The sequence below is a fragment of the Piscibacillus halophilus genome, from assembly GCF_900110685.1.
Lineage (GTDB): Bacteria > Bacillota > Bacilli > Bacillales > Alkalibacillaceae > Piscibacillus > Piscibacillus halophilus.
In genome coordinates, this window is sequence record NZ_FOES01000006.1 from 98,520 (window position 1) to 116,140 (window position 17,621).

A 17,621-nucleotide genomic window follows, 5' to 3' on the forward strand; every position below is an offset into this window, starting at 1 on the left:
GATTCACCTGTCCATCCTAGTTGATGGAGGTGGGAAACTTGGCACAAAAATCTATGAAACAATGTAAGGTTTGCGAAGAGTGGAAAGAAGACGGCATTTATTTACTCATATCTTTTATTTGCACAAGCTGTGAACAAGAGATGTTAGAGACAGATCCAACCGATGAGCGTTACCAATATTACGTGGATCGATTAAAAAGAAGTCAGGTTTCGAATCTACTAATACAATAAACAGAAATTTAAGGGGCGTTTAATAACGCTCTTTTTTTGGTTGAAATATTTATTATCTATTTTCGGGAGTTTTTTATCTAATTCATTGATTTTATTATCTATATTTCAATTACTATTATCTAAAATCAAAACTTTATTATCTATATTTTAAGGTTTATTATCTAAATTTAAAGATTTATTATCTACTTAACAGGCTTTATTCTCCTTTTCAAAGTAAAATGTTAATATTCCAGTCAACATGCCCATAGATTTACTGTCGTTCATGGCATTTTTTGATGTCCGTGATAAGATAGTAGTGAAGTTTTTAGAGGAGAATGAGTATGAATCAAAATCAAGCGCCTTTATATGAAGCATTAGTTGAACATATAAAAAACAATCCAACTTCTTTTCACGTCCCGGGGCATAAGAATGGTCATGTCTTCGACGAAGCAGCGCAGAATTTTCGTCAAATCCTGCCTTACGATTTAACTGAGCTTCCAGATTTAGATGATTTGCATCAACCTGATGGGGTGATTAAACGGGCTGAACAATTAGCAGCTGACCTTTATCAAACTGATTATACCTTTTTTTTAGTTAATGGTACGACAGTTGGAAACTTGGCCATGATCTTAAGTGTATGTGGACCGGGTGATCAAATCATTGTTCAGCGCAATAGTCATAAATCTATATTTAACGCACTAGAATTAGCTGGGGGAAAACCTATAGTTGTGGCACCAAGTTACGATAATCGAACTCAACGATACTCACATTTAGAGTCGGCTTATATTGAACAGGCAATTGAAGAGTACCCAGAGGCTAAAGCGATTGTGTTATCTTATCCGGATTATTTCGGGACCACTTATGATATAACGTCGATTATGGAAGTGGCTCACCGTCATCAGGTTCCCGTGCTAGTTGATGAAGCTCACGGGGCACATTTTCCGTTAAGTCATCAATTTCCGATGTCCGCTATAGAAGCGGGTGCAGATATCGTGGTCCATTCAGCTCATAAAACGTTACCAGCGATGACGATGGGGTCATTTTTACATATCAAAAATCGACATGTTTCATATGAAACAGTTAAATATTTCCTCCAAGTGTTACAATCAAGTAGCCCGTCATATCCAATTATGGCGTCGCTTGATCTCGCAAGAAAATTTGCAGCTCATTTAAATGAAGAAAAAGTACAGGCGATTATAAAAGATATTGATAAGATGAGAGTTGCCTTAAATGAAGTTCCAAGTATAAATGTGATCCCTGTTAAAGAGGGAATCGATGATCCGTTAAAAATCACTATTACCTCAGATGTTATGGATATAACACAATTAGAGGCAGCTCTTCATCGTTTATATGTCTATCCTGAGATGGTGCAAAACAATCAACTGTTATTGGTCGCGGGTTTGCAGCCTCAAGCGAACTCAATGGATTGGATTCAATTAAAAGATCTTGAATTTAATCTTAAGGAACCCATTAAACATGGTACAATAATGGAACAACCGAACGTACAAGCTTTTGATAAAAGTTATGTAGAATTAAGGGATCTTAAATCGAAATGGGTGAGTTGGGACAAAGCGCTGGGAGAGATTTCGGCTCATCCTGTTATTCCGTATCCGCCTGGAATTCCAGTATTATTAAAAGGTGAGCTGATTCAGCCATATCACGTGGATGCAATTCAAAAAACTCTAAGTAAAGGTCAATATATTCAGTATCCAGGGGATCGGTTATTTCGAGGTATAGAAATTTTAACAGAATAAGGGGTTATTGAAGTGAGTGGATTATTTGTCACATTTGAAGGAGTCGAAGGGGCGGGGAAATCGTCCGTTTTATCATATATATATGAACAGTTACAACATCAAGGCTATGACGTCATCCATACACGTGAACCTGGTGGGATTGAAATCTCAGAAAAAATACGTGAAGTAATATTAAATAAACAGCATACAGCTATGGACGGGCGAACAGAAGCCTTACTTTATGCAGCGGCTAGACGGCAACATTTAGTTGAAAAGGTGCTTCCAGCCTTAGAAAAAGGAACGATCGTGTTATGCGACCGTTTTATCGATAGTAGTCTAGCTTATCAAGGCTATGCACGAGGGTTAGGTATAGATGAAGTTTATCAAATTAATGAATTTGCGATTGAACAATGCATGCCGAATGTGACGGTATTGTTTGAGTTGGATCCTGAAATAGGGCTTAAACGAATTTCGGATAATAAAGGAAGAGAACAGAATAGGTTAGATTTAGAGAAATTATCATTCCATGAAAAAGTAGCTGAAGCGTATCAAATTTTAAAAGGAAAATTCCCGAATCGTATTCAAGCCATAGATGCCCAACAACCTCAAGAAGACGTACAACAAGCGTGCTTAAAACTTATTCAAAGCTATCTTTCTTAAATAAAGAAAAATTTTCATATCTAAATTACTGCTAAATCGTCTGACAACTTGTTATAATAATATAAAAGACGTTTGAAGGAGGAAAAGGATGAAACTAATCCTTGCTGTCGTTCAAGATAAAGACGTGAATCGTCTACAAGATGCGTTAACTGAAAAAGAATTCAAAACAACGAAGTTAGCATCTAGTGGAGGTTTTCTAAAGGAAGGTAATACGACATTAATGATCGGGGTGGAAGATGATTACGTCGATGCGGCTCTCGAAGTTATTCGTGACAACTGCAGCAAGCGTGAACAAATGGTCGCCCCAATATCACCAATGGGCGGAAATGCGGATTCTTACATTCCAAAACCAGTGAAAGTTGAAGTTGGTGGCGCAACAGTCTTCGTCTTACCAGTCGATGCATTCCATCATTTTTAAAGAGGTGCGCTAGTTATGAAGGTGAATCAAGATATTAAATCGACCATCGATCCAACAAAAGTTCAGGCGCATCAACGAAAAGGTTCAACCACATCGTTTCAGCAGACAGTTAGTTCAGAAAAACAAAAATTACAAGAGTCACAGCTTCAACAATTATTAAAAGATTTAACAGCCCAGGGTGAAAAAGTTGCGCGATTCCGTTCGTTCCAAGATTTGGCCAAATATAAGCGAATGGTTCGTCAGTTTATGGATGAGGCCGTACAAAATGGTCTCTCTCTTGAACAGTCTAGAAGCTGGAGTATGAACGGTGACAATCGAAACTTAACACTGATTAAGCAAGTTGATGAACACCTCATTCAATTAACGGATGACCTGTTAGACGAACAAAAGTCAACGATTGATATATTGGATGTCATTGGGGAGATTAAGGGTCTTTTGCTTAATTTACAGGTATAAGATAGATAGGATGAACACATATGACGTCATGGATTGAACTAAAAGATTCTCAACCGGTCGCAGTTAAAATGTTACAAAATAGCATTACGAGGGACCGAATCGCACATGCCTATTTATTTCATGGGCCATCAGGGACTGGCAAGCACGAGGCCAGTCTTTTGTTTGCCATGCGATATTTTTGTGAAAACAAACAAATTGATTCTGCTGAACCTTGTTACGAATGCATATCTTGTAAACGAATCCAGTCAGGCAACCATCCTGACCTACATTGGATCGAGCCAGATGGTCAGTCGATTAAAAAAGAACAAATTGAATACTTACAAAAAGAGTTTACATATACCGGTCTTGAATCCAATCAAAAAGTTTATGTGGTTAGGCAAGCAGAAAAAATGACTGTAAATGCAGCCAACCGTTTGCTTAAATTTTTAGAAGAGCCGAGCCAAGAGACGGTTGCGATTTTAATGACTGAACACATTGGGCAAATGTTAGATACGATCGTATCACGTTGTCAAAGGATCCAATTCCATAGTTTGTCAGACCATCATCTTTATACTCGATTAGTCGATCAAGGACTGCCTGAATCGACTTCTAAATTATTTGCATCGATGAAGTTAAATGTAGACCAAGCTATTGAAATGAATGGAGACGAGTGGTTTGCCGAAGCAAGAAAAATAGTGGTACAATTAATGGATAAGGTTATGAATTCAAGTGAAGAAGGATACCTTTTTTTACATCAAGTTTACTTAAAACATTTTCAGGGGCGAGAGTCGTTAGAATACGGTTTGGAATTACTGCTTATGTGGTTCCAAGACATCATTTCGCTCCATTTAGATAAGCGAGATTCAATTGTTCTAGTCGATCAATTCGAGCGATTAGAGCAGTTCCATTATGTTGTATCATTGTCGGAAGCCAAAACACTTATATATGAAATATTAAACACAAAACGAAAACTAGCACAAAACGTACATCCGACATTGGCAATGGAATACTTAATCCTTCAGTTACAAAGGTGAGGTGAACGTTTTGGTAGAAGTGATAGGTGTTCGCTTTAAGAAAGCGGGTAAAATATATTATTTCGACCCAGGTGAAGTCCAAATGACAACAGAGGATTATGTCATTGTAGAGACTGTAAGAGGGGTCGAATTCGGTAAAGTCGTCATTGCGAACAAGCAAGTTGATGAGGAAGATGTGGTATTGCCACTTAAAAAAGTCATTCGATTAGCAGATGACAAAGATAAATTGACGGTTAGCGAAAATAAAGAGAAAACCGAAGAAGCTTTCCGAGTTTGTCAGGAAAAAATCAAACAGCATGACTTAGATATGAACTTAGTAGATGCTGAATATACATTTGATCGAAATAAAATTATTTTTTATTTCACAGCGGATGGACGTGTTGATTTCCGCGAGTTAGTCAAAGATTTAGCCGCGATCTTTAAAACGCGAATTGAGTTAAGACAAATTGGCGTTCGAGATGAAGCTAAAATGTTAGGTGGAATTGGACCTTGTGGACGTATGCTTTGCTGTTCAACATTTCTAGGTGATTTTGAACCTGTTTCAATTAAAATGGCGAAGGATCAAAACCTTTCCTTAAATCCAGCTAAAATCTCAGGGTTATGCGGACGCTTAATGTGTTGCTTAAAGTATGAAAATGATCAGTATGAAGAAGCTAAACGTGAACTACCAGATATTGGCGAAGTTATTAACACATCTAACGGACAAGGCAAAGTTGTAGGCCTTAATATGCTTGAGAAGTTAGTACAAGTTGAGCTGTTCGAATTAGAACGCGTCGTTGAATATACATTAGATGAACTGATAGAAGAAGGAGCTATTTCTGTTCCAGCCACAGAATAATGAGGTGGATGTTTTGAACAAAAAAGAAATGTTAGACCGGTTTTCATTATTAGAAAAACGATTCCAAGATCTCCAAGAAGACTTCGGGGCACTAAAAAAAGATTTAGTTCAGCTTGTTGAGGAAAATCATCAGTTGGCACATGAAAATCATCATTTACGTCAGCGATTGGATGATTTAACACCTGATTCTGCTAAACAAGAATTATCAAAACCAGAATCTAATCAGGACTCTGATGATGCGTCAGTTGGGGAAGGTTATGATAATCTTGCGAGGATCTATGAGGAAGGTTTTCATATTTGTCATGTCTACTTTGGAACACCTCGTGAAGAAGAGGATTGTATCTTTTGTTTAAAATTCTTTGGTTAGGATCGCAGACATAAACTTTGGGGAAACGCACCGACGTCAATGACGAACGGTGTGTTTCGTTTTTATAATCAATTTCTTGAAAAATGTCCTTTTTGAAATCAACAAAATCTATCCAAGGTTTCAACAAACAAATTCAATTATGGAAGGAACGCAACTATGGTAGAGTTACGAGACGATGAGCGAATCGATTATTTATTGGCAGATCAAAAAAGACGAATTATTCAAAGTCAATCTGTCTTCGCGTTTTCTATTGATGCCGTGTTATTAGCCCATTTCACTTACCTCCCATTGACAAGAGGTAAATTGATTGATTTATGTACAGGGAACGGTGTCATACCACTTTTTTTATCGAAGCGGTCAAAAGTGCCGATGACAGGCGTGGAAATACAAGAACGTTTATATGATATGGCAGTACGAAATGTCCAACTGAATGAACTAGAAGACCAAATAGACGTGTTAAATGAAGATTTAAAAGGACTAGCCAAAAAAATTGGTTATCACCGATATGATTTAGTCACTTGTAATCCTCCTTATTTTAGGACGGAAGATTTGGATAAACGAAATAATAATGAACATTTAGCCATTGCGCGACATGAGATATATTGTACGCTGGAGGATGTTTTGAAATCCTGTAGTGAGTTGGTAAAGTCAGGCGGGAAAGTCTCAATGGTTCACCGGCCTAACCGCTTAGCAGAGATTATGGAGTCTGCCAAGGAATATCGATTAGAAACGAAACGGGTTCAATTTGTTCATCCTAAACGAGATCGAGAGTCTAACATTGTATTAATAGAATTTATACGTGATGGTCATCCTGAAATGAAGGTATTGCCACCTATTTATATTCATGATGATGATGGGAATTATACAGAAGAGGTGGCTAAGATATTATATGGGGAAGAAGGGAGCCGTTTACATGGTTCAAATTCAAAAAAGCTTTGATCAGGAAGAACCGAGTCTTTATATCGTACCAACCCCTATTGGTAATTTGGATGATATGACCTACCGAGCGGTAAAAACTTTACAAATGGTCGATGCTGTGGCTTGTGAGGATACAAGACAAACGAAGAAGCTACTTCATTATTTTGAAATAGAAAAATCGCTCATTAGTTATCATGAGCATAATAAGTACGACCGTGAAGATCGGATCATTCAACAATTAAAAGAAGGACAAAAGATCGCCTTAGTCAGTGATGCGGGTATGCCGATTGTATCGGATCCAGGTTTTGAGTTAGTTAGACGAGCAAGAGAAGAAGGGCTTAAAGTAACAGTTTTACCCGGCGCTAACGCAGCATTAACCGCACTTGTAGGGTCAGGGCTTCCTTCAGAGACCTTTACGTTTTATGGATTTTTGCCAAGAAAAAAGAAAGACATGGTAGAAGTGTTAAACAAGTTAGGGAAGACGGATCATACGTTGATTTTTTATGAATCTCCTCATCGAATAAAACAGACTATTGATGTCATTCATCAAACGTATTCCTATGACCGAAACACAACAATTGCCCGAGAGTTAACGAAAAAATTTGAGGAATATGTTTACGGCACGCTGGAAGAGGTCAACCTATATATGAAATCCAATGATGCAGAGTTAAGAGGGGAATTTTGCATCATTATAGAAGGAAAATTAGAGTTTCAGGATGAATCTTCTGCTTGGTGGCAGGAATTAACTATAGTGGAACATGTTGACTATTATGTAGAACAAGGAAAAACACCGAAAGATGCGATTAAAATGGTTTCTAAAGAGAGAGGGCAGGCGAAAAGAGAAGTCTATCAAGAGTATCATCAATAGGAAGGTATTAAAAAAGGTTACAGCATTCACTGTAACCTAATCGTTCATTTCATTATAAGTTGAATTTCTTTTGGATTTCTTCAACGAGTTTTTGAGCGCCTTCTTTACTAAGTACGATGCTACCATCGCCTACTGGCTCATTGGTGTCGGCGATTTCCCCTGTGATGTCGCACGCCATGTAAGGCTTATACTTTTTAAGGATTATTTTATCGTCATCAACGTAAATTTCTAATGAGTCTTTTACATTAATATCTAGTGTACGACGAAGTTCAATCGGGATGACGACACGTCCTAGCTCGTCTACTTTTCTGACAATACCAGTCGATTTCATTACTCTTTTCTCTCCTCTCGATCATAATTCGCTATCTTATCGATGATAGATTACCATTGTTGTTTTTGGAAGTCAATTAAGTAAATTCCATTGTTACCAAATTTTAATATAATATTCTGTCTCTTTAATCAGATAGTAACAGTTGAATTTTTTCTTACTTATGGAAATAATAAATTGAAATCGTTACAATAGTATCTAGCATCTGTTCAATAGTTTAACAAATATCTGAAAAAATAGAAAACAAAAACATTTCAAAAAACTACCACTCAATAAGGAGGTTAACTTCCATGCCAAAAGAAAAGAATACATTCTATATCACCACACCAATCTACTACCCTAGTGGAAATTTACACATCGGCCATGCTTATACGACTGTCGCTGGTGATGCGATGGCACGCTATAAACGTTTAAGAGGTTTTGATGTCATGTATCTAACGGGTACAGACGAGCATGGGCAGAAAATTCAGCGTAAGGCGGAAGAAGATGGTGTAACACCACAGCAATACGTTGACAATATTGTAGCCGGAATTCAAGAACTATGGGATAAATTAGATATTTCTCATGATGATTTTATTCGTACCACTCAAGATCGTCACAAAGAAGTGGTTGAAAAAATCTTTGATCGTCTTGTGAAACAAGGTGATATTTATCTAGATGAATATGAAGGTTGGTACTGTACTCCATGTGAGTCCTTCTTTACGGATCGTCAACTAGAAGATGGAAACTGCCCGGATTGTGGCCGACCTGTTGAAAAAGTAAAAGAAGAGTCTTACTTCTTTAAAATGAGTAAGTATGTCGATCGACTAATTGAATTTTACGATGAAAATCCTGAGTTTATTCAACCAGAGTCACGTAAAAATGAAATGTTAAATAACTTTATTCGTCCTGGCTTAGAAGACTTAGCCGTATCTCGTACAACGGTTGATTGGGGAATTAAAGTACCTGGTGACCCTAAGCATGTTATTTATATTTGGATTGATGCATTAACCAATTATATTACAGCGCTTGGTTATCATACGGATCACGATGAGAGTTACCAAAAATATTGGCCTGCAGACGTTCATTTAGTCGGTAAAGAAATCGTGCGATTCCATACGATTTACTGGCCAATTATGTTAATGGCACTAGATTTACCATTACCGAAAAAAGTGTTCGCACACGGTTGGTTATTAATGAAAGATGGTAAGATGTCGAAATCGAAAGGGAACGTAGTAGACCCTGTTGATTTAATTGATCGCTATGGATTAGATGCTTTACGTTATTATTTATTACGTGAAGTTCCATTCGGTTCTGATGGTGTTTTTACACCAGAAGCATTTGTTGAGCGTACGAATTATGATTTAGCTAACGATTTAGGTAACTTACTGAACCGTACGGTCGCTATGATCAATAAATATTTTGACGGTCATATCCCTGCCATTGAAGTGGATGAGACGGAATACGATCAGAACTTAAAACAGCTTGCTGAGCAAACTCGTGATGAGGTAGAAGAAGCAATGGAAAACATGCAGTTCTCAGTGGCACTTTCAACATTATGGCAGTTTGTTAGCCGTACCAATAAATACATTGATGAAAACGAACCTTGGGTATTAGCGAAGGATGAATCGAAGAAAGACCGCTTAGGAAATGTAATGGCACATCTAGTCGAATCTCTACGACAAATCGCGGTTATGCTTCAACCATTTTTAACATCAACTCCTAAGAACATCTTTGATCAGCTCGGGATCCAAGATGAAAGCTTACAAACTTGGGACAGCCTTAAAGACTTTGGTGTCATTACAAATGGTGAAGTCGTGAAAAAAGGGACACCTATTTTCCCTCGTTTAGATAATGAAACAGAGATTCAAGCGATTAAAGATATGATGAGCAATCATGCAAAAACACAGCCTGAGCCTGAAGAAGAACAAGAAGAGGAATCTGATGAAATTACGATCGATGATTTCTTTAAAGTAGACCTAAGAGTTGCAGAAGTTGTTAAAGCGGAAAAAGTGAAAAAAGCGGAAAAACTACTTAAGCTACAATTAGATGTTGGAGCTGAAAAACGACAGGTTGTTTCAGGAATTGCTCAACACTATCAACCAGAAGATTTGGTAGGACAAAAAGTCGTCCTAGTTGCCAACCTAAAACCGGTTAAACTACGTGGTGAGTTATCTCAAGGGATGATTTTAGCAGGGGAAGACAATGACGGTAACTTATCGTTAGCCTCTGTTGACCAGACGTTACCAAACGGATCGAAAATTAAATAACTTTATTGAGGGGACGGAGTCATTCGTCCCTTTTCTTTAGTACATGACGATAGAACCGTAAATCATGTCGATAGAAATGAAAAACATGCCGATAAAATCGGAAAACATGTCGATAGAAATGAAAAACGAGCCGATAGAAACGGAAAACATGACGATAGTAAAAATAAACGTGTCGATAAGAAATCCCAATTAATAGGAGTGAACGAAATGCTTTTTGATACACATGTCCATTTAAATGCCGATCAATTTATGGAAGATCGTGATGAAGTGATTCAACGAGCGCTTGATACGGGTGTTGAACATATGGTGGTAGTTGGTTTTGACCGGAAAACCATTCCACTTGCTATTGAAATTGCTGAACAATATGATTTTATATATGCAGCGGTCGGTTGGCACCCAGTTGATGCCATCGATATGACGGACGAAGACTTAAAATGGATTGAAGAATTATGCCGTCATCCTAAAGTAGTAGCCATTGGTGAAATGGGACTCGATTATCACTGGGACAAGTCACCTCACGATGTACAAAAAGAGGTCTTTAGAAAACAGATTCAGTTAGCTAAAAAGGTCAACATGCCAATTATCATTCATAATCGTGAAGCAACGGAAGATATCGTTCACATTTTAAAAGAGGAAAACGCACAGGAATGTGGCGGGATTATGCATTGTTATAACGATGTAGTAGACCATGCAAAAGAATGTTTGGATTTAGGATTCTATATTTCATTAGGTGGCCCAGTGACGTTTAAAAATGCGACAGATCCAAAGATTGTCGCAGAGGAAGTCCCGTTAGACCGTCTCCTTATCGAAACGGACTGTCCATTCCTAGCTCCTCATCCGAATCGAGGTAAACGTAATGAACCAGCTTATGTCAAATTAGTCGCGGAAAAAATTGCCGAATTAAAGGGTATTTCGTTGGATGAAGTTGCTAGGTATACGACAGAAAATGCTAAAAAGGTCTTCTCGATCAAATAAAACATGGACATAAAATAAATTTACACGCGTAGGTATAAAAGAGGCAGAGTTTGGCCAAGATGCTTTTATAACCATACGCGTGTTTTTTAATTTTCAGTTTCTTTACACCTTGTAATAAAATCTTAATATTACCTAGAATCCTTGTCATATGGGGAATAGAGCTTGTTTACTAGTCTGATAGTTTGAAAGTTGATTGACTTTAATAAAAATCCCCCATATAATCAAATGCGAGTTAAAAGGAGGCGTGAATATGAGCGTCAAGTGGGGTGCTAACCCAAATAAGAAGCGATTTAGCTTCAAAAAAATTCTACTAACCTTGTTAACTGTCTTTGTTTTCGTTGCAACTGTGAGTTACATAGCATTCGAGACGGTTACAGCTGAAGTATCAGTTATTCAAAACGGAGAAGAAATGAGTACGTTAACAACAGCTAATGATGTTAGTGGTGTCATGGATGAATTAGGAATTGACGTTTCCAAACATGATGATTTATCCGTGGATCTAGATGAAAAAGTAACAGATGGAATGGTCATTGAGTACACTCAAGCCCATGAAGTCAAGGTTACCATTAATGACGAAACTGAAACCTATTACACAACAACAGAGAACGTCAAACAGTTCTTAGAGGATGAATCTATTAACCTCTCAGAACATGATGAAGTTTCCGTTGATTTAAATACAGATATAAAAGACGGTCTTGCTTTCACAATCGATAAAGCATTTAAGGTCACGGTTAATGATGGCGGAAAAGAGAAGACGGCCATGGTGACGAACCAAACGGTTGGTGACTTGCTAAAAGATTTAGATATTGAATTAAAAGAACACGACCGACTAAATGCCGACTTAGACGATCGTGTCGAAAATAATCGTTCTATAGAAATAGTACGTGTGACAAAAGAAAAAGTTTCAAATGAAATTGAAATTCCTTATGAAACTGAAACAAAAGAAGATTCAAATCTTTTACAAGGAAAAAGTAAAGTTTTAACGTATGGTCAAGAAGGTAAAAAAGTTGAAACTTATGAAGTGACGAAAGAAAACGGAGAAGAAGTATCGCGTGAGTTAATTGATGAAGAAATCGTAGAAGAAAGTGTTAACCACGTTGTGGCAAAAGGTACTAAAGCTCCTGTACAGCAAGCAAGTAATAGCAGTAGTTCAAGTAGTAGCTCAAGTAGCAGTTCAGATAATAGTTCAGGTGAATGGACGACATTTACATCTACTAAATATTCACCATACTGTAGTGGTTGTTCAGGCTATACCGCAACCGGTGTGAATGTTAAAGACTCTATTTATCACAATGGTATGAGAGTCATCGCTGTAGATCCTAATGTTATTCCACTATGGTCCATCGTTGAAGTTAGAACACCTAACGATCGTTTTAAAGCGATCGCATTAGATACAGGTGGCGCCGTTCAAGGTAAAAAAATCGACATCCTTGTCTCATCAGAAAGTGAAGCGCATGGATGGGGACACCGCAGTGTTCAAGTGAAAGTCATCAGAAGCGGTAAGTAATTAATCTTTAAGGATAATCCTGTTATACTAAGGATTATCCTTTATTTTTGTTTTAGAGAGGTTTTAAACATGAAAATACAAGAAGTCATTGTCGTTGAAGGTCGAGACGATACGGCAAAAATAAAATTAGCAGTTGACGCTGATACGATTGAAACGAATGGTTCAGCCATTAATGCAAATATATATAAGCAAATTCGTCATGCTAAAGAAAAGAGAGGCGTCATTGTGTTTACGGATCCTGATTACCCAGGTGAGCGTTTACGTCGACTAATTGATGAACATGTGCCAGGTTGTAAACACGCTTTTTTACCGAAAAAGAAGGCAATTGGGAAAAATGGACTTGGGATTGAGCATGCAAGTGTGAAAGACATCCAAGCTGCCTTAAGCCAAGTTCATGAATTAGTGGATCAATCGGAATCACTAGACTGGCAGACTTATTTACTTCAATACGGGTTAATTGGTGGTCCAAAAGCAAAAGAACGCCGTCAAAAATTAGGTGAACGTCTAAATATCGGATATGCTAACGGAAAACAACTAGGGAAACGACTTACGATGTTTCAAATAAACCCAGAGGAATTTGAAAAAGCTATGGAAGAGATTATAGAGGAGGAAACAAATTGACCAAACCTATCGCCACGATTACGCGAACGAAAGCCATTATGGAGAAGTATGGCCTTGGTTTTAAGAAAAGTTTAGGCCAAAACTTCCTGGTTGACGCAAATGTATTAAAAAAAATCGTCGCTAAAGCAGGAGTCGATGAGAAAACGATTGCTATTGAAATCGGCCCTGGTATCGGAGCGTTAACAGAGCAATTAGCACATGAAGCGAAGCACGTGTATGCTTTTGAGATTGATCAGCGATTAATGGAAGTGTTAGACGATACATTATCCCCTTATTCGAACGTTACGGTTTTTAACCAAGACATATTAGAAGCAGATTTAGAAACATTTTTACATGAAAAATATCAAGAAGGCTATCAGGTTAAAGTTGTTGCTAATTTGCCTTATTACATTACGACACCAATCTTAATGAAATTACTTCGAGATGAGCTTCCAATTCATTCAATGACGGTAATGATGCAAAAAGAAGTAGCTGATCGTATGGCGGCTGAACCCAATACCAAAAATTATGGGTCGCTATCGATTGCTGTACAATACTATACTGAATCAAAAGTTGTCATGAATGTCCCGAAGACGTGTTTTATTCCTCAGCCGAATGTAGATTCTGCGATTCTTCAACTGACAAAACGTGATGAACCATTAATATATGTTGAGGATGAAGCATTATTTTTCGAGGTCGTCCAAGCTAGTTTCGGACAAAGACGTAAAACAATAAAAAATAACTTACAACGAGAGTTTAAAGATCGCTTAAGTCAAAAACAATTTGAGCAAATATTTGAGGAATCTGGAATTGAACCACAAAGACGAGGAGAATCGTTGTCGATAGAGGAATTCGCGAAGTTATCAAATGTTTGTTATAAGATCTTGAACCAATAGGCACATTTAAACCCCTTGATCAATATCGTATAAGAGAAGGTATTTGAGAAGGGGATTTTTTATGAATTGGCAAATAGGCGATATCGTTACAAGACACTCATATGAACATGATTTATTATTTCGTGTGCAAAAAATAAGCAAAGAGCATGCGATATTATTTGGTGAGGATTTCCGTTTAAAGGTTGATGCACCGTTAGATGACCTTAAAAAAGTTACCGAAAGTGACCATTTTTTACGTCGTAAAGAAATGAAACAAAATGAAGATTTATCATACAGAATGTTTCATCAAGATTATTATTTACGTTCATTTAGAGATTATGCACAGCCAACGCATGAGAAAGAACAGAACATTTCACAGTTTAGGTTATGCCCGAAAGTACTTCATATTGATGGGGATTCCTTATTTCTTAAAAAATGTATCCAACTATATAAACGACTAGGCCTTCAGGTTCATGGAATGTATGTTGAAGAATCAGAGATGCCAGAGAAAATTAAAGAGTTAATGGAAAAGGTGCAACCAGATATTTTAGTCATTACTGGACATGATTCTTATTCAAAACAAAAAGGCGATGAAAAAGATATCAGAGCCTATCGCAACAGCAAGTATTTTGTTGAAGCTGTTCGCGAGGCAAGAAGGTTTCAGCCTAGCCTAGATCAATTAGTCATTTTTGCAGGTGCTTGCCAATCACATTTTGAATCCCTGATTAAAGCAGGGGCAAACTTTGCGAGCTCACCAACACGAATTAACATTCATGCTCTAGATCCAGTGTATGTAGTGGCAAAAGCCGGATATACCCCATTTATGGAAAAAGTGAACATTTATGATGTTGTAAGTAAAACGATTACTCGAGAAAAAGGGATCGGTGGAATTGAAACAAGAGGTCTATTTCGAGTTGGACTTCCTTACATGAAAGAATTACCAATTACGAACGAAAAGTCAAAAGATGAATAGAATATAATGATTGGTTTTTTTGTATTAGCCACACTTTAAAACTTTTTGGAAATAAAATGTATGTTTAAATAATTCTAGGTAAAATTAAAAAAGATAAAAATTTATGTTGACATGTTTACATGCCAGTTGATATAATATTTAACTTTATTTGACTTTTTGGCGATTGGTGTGGTATGATTATCAATAGTGAGGTGGAGTCTAATGGGAAAAACCTTAGCGGAAATCAAGCAAGTTTTAGATCACAGAATTGGGGAGCGTTTAACGTTAAAAGCAAACGGAGGACGTCGTAAAACCATTGAACGTTCTGGCGTTCTGGCGGAGACATACCCTTCAGTCTTTATCGTTGAGCTTGACCAAGAAGAGCACAACTTTGAAAGAGTGTCTTATAGTTACACAGATGTGTTAACTGAGACGGTAGAAATTACCTTCACAGATGAAGTCACCAAGATGGCATAAAGATAAGCCAACCCCATCCATTTCCAACATCTTTTTTCAGCAATTACATACACTAAGAGTGTCGTAAACAACGACAAAAGGAGTTGTAATCAACCGATGGGAAGACGACGTGGCGTTATGTCAGATCGTTTGAAGGAAGAGATCGCAAAGGAGTTAGGTTTTTACGACACGGTGCAACAAGAAGGATGGGGAGGCATTAAGTCTCGCGACGCCGGAAATATGGTCAAAAGGGCTGTAGAGATGGCACAAGAGCAAATGACAAAGGATAGGTCGTAATGACCTATCCTTTTTTACTTATACAGTCAACAATCTTGTGGTACAATCGTAAAGAAAAGCGTAGGCAGGTGAGACATGGTGATCTATGAGAAAGCACCGGCAAAAATCAACTTAACCTTAGATGTTTTACATAAACGAAATGATGGCTATCATGAAGTGGAAATGCTCATGACGACGATTGATTTAGCTGACCGATTATCTTTTGAAAAATTGGACTCAAATCAAGTCGTTATTGCATCAGAGAATCGATTTGTTCCAAATGATCGCCGTAACTTAGCATATCAAGCAGCAACTTTAATAAAAGAACGATATAACATCAAAGAGGGAGTACGAATTCATTTAGATAAAAAGATACCTGTCGCAGCTGGATTAGCAGGTGGAAGCAGTGACGCAGCTGCTACATTGCGAGGTGTAAGCCGTTTGTTTGGGCTTCAGTTAAGTCAAGAAGAATTGCAAGAAATAGGGGCTGAGATTGGCTCAGATGTACCCTTCTGTGTCATGGGTGGGACAGCTCTAGCAACAGGACGTGGTGAGAAATTAACCCCTTTACCTTCTCCGCCTCCGTGTTGGGTGGTTTTAGCTAAGCCTAATATTGGTGTTTCTACAAAGGATGTTTATAGTAAAGTACAGTTTGATGATATGAGACACCCTGCTACCAAAGAGGCAATCAGTGCATTAAAGCAACAAGATTTCAAAACTTTATGTACAACATTAGGCAATGTCTTAGAACCAATCACGACATCCATGCACCCAGAAGTATTACAAATAAAGTCTAGGATGGAGAAAACAGGGGGAGACGGTGTTTTGATGAGTGGTAGTGGACCAACTGTTTTCTCACTTGTAGCTAAAGAAGAAAAAGCTGATCGGATTTATAATAGTCTTCGCGGTTTTTGTTCGGAAGTATACGCAGTCCGAATGTTACGCTAATGTATGGATTTAACCGTTCATTCGTGGTATAGTCTACTAAGAATATTCGGTTTTGAGGTGAACGGAGATGAAACGAAGCGAACGATTAGTCGCTATGACTCATTATTTCTTGGAAAACCCAAAAACTTTAAGTTCACTCCCTTATTTTGTTGAGGAATATGATGCGGCAAAGTCCTCAATCAGTGAAGACATTGATATTATCGATGACATGTTTCAAAAAATGGGGATTGGCGAACTTAGGACAGTTGCAGGTGCTGCAGGTGGTGTACAGTACATCCCTGACTTATCTATAGAACGTGCGCATACGACTGTGGAGAAGCTTATTGACCTATTAGAAGACCCTTCTAGAATTTTACCTGGTGGATATGTCTACATGAGTGATCTATTAGGGCATCCCAAATATGTTCATGAGATCGGTCAAGTGTTCGCTTCAGCTTTTGAACATACAGAAATTGATTATGTCGTAACGGTAGCGACAAAAGGGATTCCTCTTGCTTATGCTATTGCCCAAGTCATTGGTGTACCAGTCGTCATTATTAGACGTGACCCTAAAGTGACAGAAGGTTCGACGGTGAGTATTAATTATGTGTCGGGGTCTTCAAGGAAAATTCAAACGATGGTATTGGCTAAAAGAAGTATTGAAGAAGGCTCTAATGTCTTCATCGTAGATGATTTTATGAAGGCTGGCGGAACGATCCAAGGTATGAAAAGTTTAATGCGTGAGTTTAATGCTAATGTAAAAGGAATTGGTGTATTAGCTGAAGCTGAAGACGAGGAAGAGGACAGGAAAGTACAAGACTATATTTCACTCATAAAATTCATGGAAGTAGATGAAACAAAAGAAACAATCAAAGTGGAAAAAGGTAACTTTTTCTCAAGTTAAAGAGGCTGGGACAAAACCCAGTAAAATAAAAAATCGTGGAAGACATCAAAATTGATGTTCTCCACGATTTTTTTATACTCTTTTTTAATTTT

The 17,621-nt window shown here is 37.7% G+C and carries 21 protein-coding genes; 20 read left to right on the top strand and 1 reads right to left on the bottom strand.

What is annotated here, in order from left to right; genetic code table 11:
- The first annotated feature begins 38 nt into the window (after nucleotides 1-38).
- From BMY57_RS05125 to rsmI, 10 genes are all read left to right on the top strand, one after another.
- Nucleotides 39-230 (top strand): sigma factor G inhibitor Gin, encoded by a 192-nt coding sequence (locus BMY57_RS05125; protein WP_246247492.1) that lies wholly within the window; start codon nucleotides 39-41, stop codon nucleotides 228-230.
- A gap of 320 nt (nucleotides 231-550) precedes the next feature.
- Nucleotides 551-1,963 (top strand): aminotransferase class I/II-fold pyridoxal phosphate-dependent enzyme, encoded by a 1,413-nt coding sequence (locus BMY57_RS05130; RefSeq protein ID WP_177176332.1) that lies wholly within the window; start codon nucleotides 551-553, stop codon nucleotides 1,961-1,963.
- 12 nt (nucleotides 1,964-1,975) lie between these two features.
- Complete coding sequence (gene tmk / locus BMY57_RS05135) at nucleotides 1,976-2,602, top strand: dTMP kinase (protein ID WP_091772955.1); 627 nt, start codon at nucleotides 1,976-1,978, stop codon at nucleotides 2,600-2,602.
- An 88-nt stretch (nucleotides 2,603-2,690) separates the two neighbouring features.
- Nucleotides 2,691-3,020, top strand: a complete 330-nt coding sequence (gene darA / locus BMY57_RS05140; RefSeq protein WP_091772956.1) for a cyclic di-AMP receptor DarA — start codon at nucleotides 2,691-2,693, stop codon at nucleotides 3,018-3,020.
- A gap of 15 nt (nucleotides 3,021-3,035) precedes the next feature.
- Entirely contained in the window at nucleotides 3,036-3,476 is a 441-nt protein-coding gene (locus BMY57_RS05145) for a YaaR family protein (protein WP_091772957.1), read from the top strand.
- 20 nt (nucleotides 3,477-3,496) lie between these two features.
- On the top strand, nucleotides 3,497-4,489 hold the full coding sequence (gene holB, locus BMY57_RS05150) for a DNA polymerase III subunit delta' (protein ID WP_091772958.1): 993 nt from the start codon (nucleotides 3,497-3,499) through the stop codon (nucleotides 4,487-4,489).
- Nucleotides 4,490-4,499: 10 nt separating this feature from the next.
- Nucleotides 4,500-5,327: a PSP1 domain-containing protein gene (locus BMY57_RS05155; protein WP_091772959.1), complete on the top strand. Its 828-nt coding sequence runs from the start codon at nucleotides 4,500-4,502 to the stop codon at nucleotides 5,325-5,327.
- Between the two features lie 28 nt (nucleotides 5,328-5,355).
- Nucleotides 5,356-5,694 carry a DNA replication initiation control protein YabA gene (gene yabA / locus BMY57_RS05160; protein WP_423809562.1) on the top strand — a complete coding sequence of 113 codons (339 nt, stop codon included), beginning with the start codon at nucleotides 5,356-5,358 and terminating at the stop codon, nucleotides 5,692-5,694.
- Nucleotides 5,695-5,850: 156 nt separating this feature from the next.
- A complete protein-coding gene (locus tag BMY57_RS05165; RefSeq protein WP_091772961.1) occupies nucleotides 5,851-6,633 on the top strand; it encodes a tRNA1(Val) (adenine(37)-N6)-methyltransferase in 783 nt (260 codons plus the stop codon).
- Nucleotides 6,608-7,480 carry a 16S rRNA (cytidine(1402)-2'-O)-methyltransferase gene (gene rsmI / locus BMY57_RS05170; RefSeq protein ID WP_091772962.1) on the top strand — a complete coding sequence of 291 codons (873 nt, stop codon included), beginning with the start codon at nucleotides 6,608-6,610 and terminating at the stop codon, nucleotides 7,478-7,480. The genes BMY57_RS05165 and rsmI overlap by 26 nt, the downstream gene beginning before the upstream one ends.
- A 52-nt stretch (nucleotides 7,481-7,532) precedes the next feature.
- Here rsmI and abrB read toward each other — a convergent pair whose 3' ends face one another.
- Nucleotides 7,533-7,811, bottom strand: coding sequence for a transition state genes transcriptional regulator AbrB (gene abrB, locus BMY57_RS05175; protein WP_091772963.1), 279 nt, complete (start codon nucleotides 7,809-7,811; stop codon nucleotides 7,533-7,535).
- A 287-nt stretch (nucleotides 7,812-8,098) separates the two neighbouring features.
- Here abrB and metG point away from each other — a divergent pair, with 287 nt between their 5' ends.
- The 10 genes from metG to purR all read left to right on the top strand — a co-directional run bounded on the left by metG (nucleotide 8,099) and on the right by purR (nucleotide 17,529).
- On the top strand, nucleotides 8,099-10,057 hold the full coding sequence (gene metG / locus BMY57_RS05180; protein ID WP_091772964.1) for a methionine--tRNA ligase: 1,959 nt from the start codon (nucleotides 8,099-8,101) through the stop codon (nucleotides 10,055-10,057).
- Nucleotides 10,058-10,264: 207 nt separating this feature from the next.
- Nucleotides 10,265-11,032, top strand: a complete 768-nt coding sequence (locus tag BMY57_RS05185; protein WP_091772965.1) for a TatD family hydrolase — start codon at nucleotides 10,265-10,267, stop codon at nucleotides 11,030-11,032.
- 250 nt (nucleotides 11,033-11,282) lie between these two features.
- Entirely contained in the window at nucleotides 11,283-12,539 is a 1,257-nt protein-coding gene (locus tag BMY57_RS05190; RefSeq protein WP_091772966.1) for a 3D domain-containing protein, read from the top strand.
- A gap of 69 nt (nucleotides 12,540-12,608) precedes the next feature.
- Nucleotides 12,609-13,160: a ribonuclease M5 gene (gene rnmV / locus BMY57_RS05195; RefSeq protein WP_091772967.1), complete on the top strand. Its 552-nt coding sequence runs from the start codon at nucleotides 12,609-12,611 to the stop codon at nucleotides 13,158-13,160.
- On the top strand, nucleotides 13,157-14,035 hold the full coding sequence (rsmA, locus tag BMY57_RS05200) for a 16S rRNA (adenine(1518)-N(6)/adenine(1519)-N(6))-dimethyltransferase RsmA (RefSeq protein WP_091772968.1): 879 nt from the start codon (nucleotides 13,157-13,159) through the stop codon (nucleotides 14,033-14,035). Before rnmV ends, rsmA begins: the two co-directional genes overlap by 4 nt.
- 61 nt (nucleotides 14,036-14,096) lie before the next feature.
- Nucleotides 14,097-14,987, top strand: a complete 891-nt coding sequence (yabG, locus tag BMY57_RS05205) for a sporulation peptidase YabG (protein ID WP_091772969.1) — start codon at nucleotides 14,097-14,099, stop codon at nucleotides 14,985-14,987.
- 201 nt (nucleotides 14,988-15,188) lie between these two features.
- A complete protein-coding gene (veg, locus tag BMY57_RS05210; protein WP_054754934.1) occupies nucleotides 15,189-15,443 on the top strand; it encodes a biofilm formation stimulator Veg in 255 nt (84 codons plus the stop codon).
- 96 nt (nucleotides 15,444-15,539) lie between these two features.
- Nucleotides 15,540-15,719, top strand: a complete 180-nt coding sequence (locus tag BMY57_RS05215) for a small, acid-soluble spore protein, alpha/beta type (protein WP_091772970.1) — start codon at nucleotides 15,540-15,542, stop codon at nucleotides 15,717-15,719.
- A 75-nt stretch (nucleotides 15,720-15,794) separates the two neighbouring features.
- Nucleotides 15,795-16,646, top strand: coding sequence for a 4-(cytidine 5'-diphospho)-2-C-methyl-D-erythritol kinase (ispE, locus tag BMY57_RS05220; protein ID WP_091772971.1), 852 nt, complete (start codon nucleotides 15,795-15,797; stop codon nucleotides 16,644-16,646).
- A gap of 67 nt (nucleotides 16,647-16,713) precedes the next feature.
- Nucleotides 16,714-17,529, top strand: coding sequence for a pur operon repressor (purR, locus tag BMY57_RS05225; protein ID WP_091772972.1), 816 nt, complete (start codon nucleotides 16,714-16,716; stop codon nucleotides 17,527-17,529).
- Nucleotides 17,530-17,621: the final 92 nt, after the last annotated feature.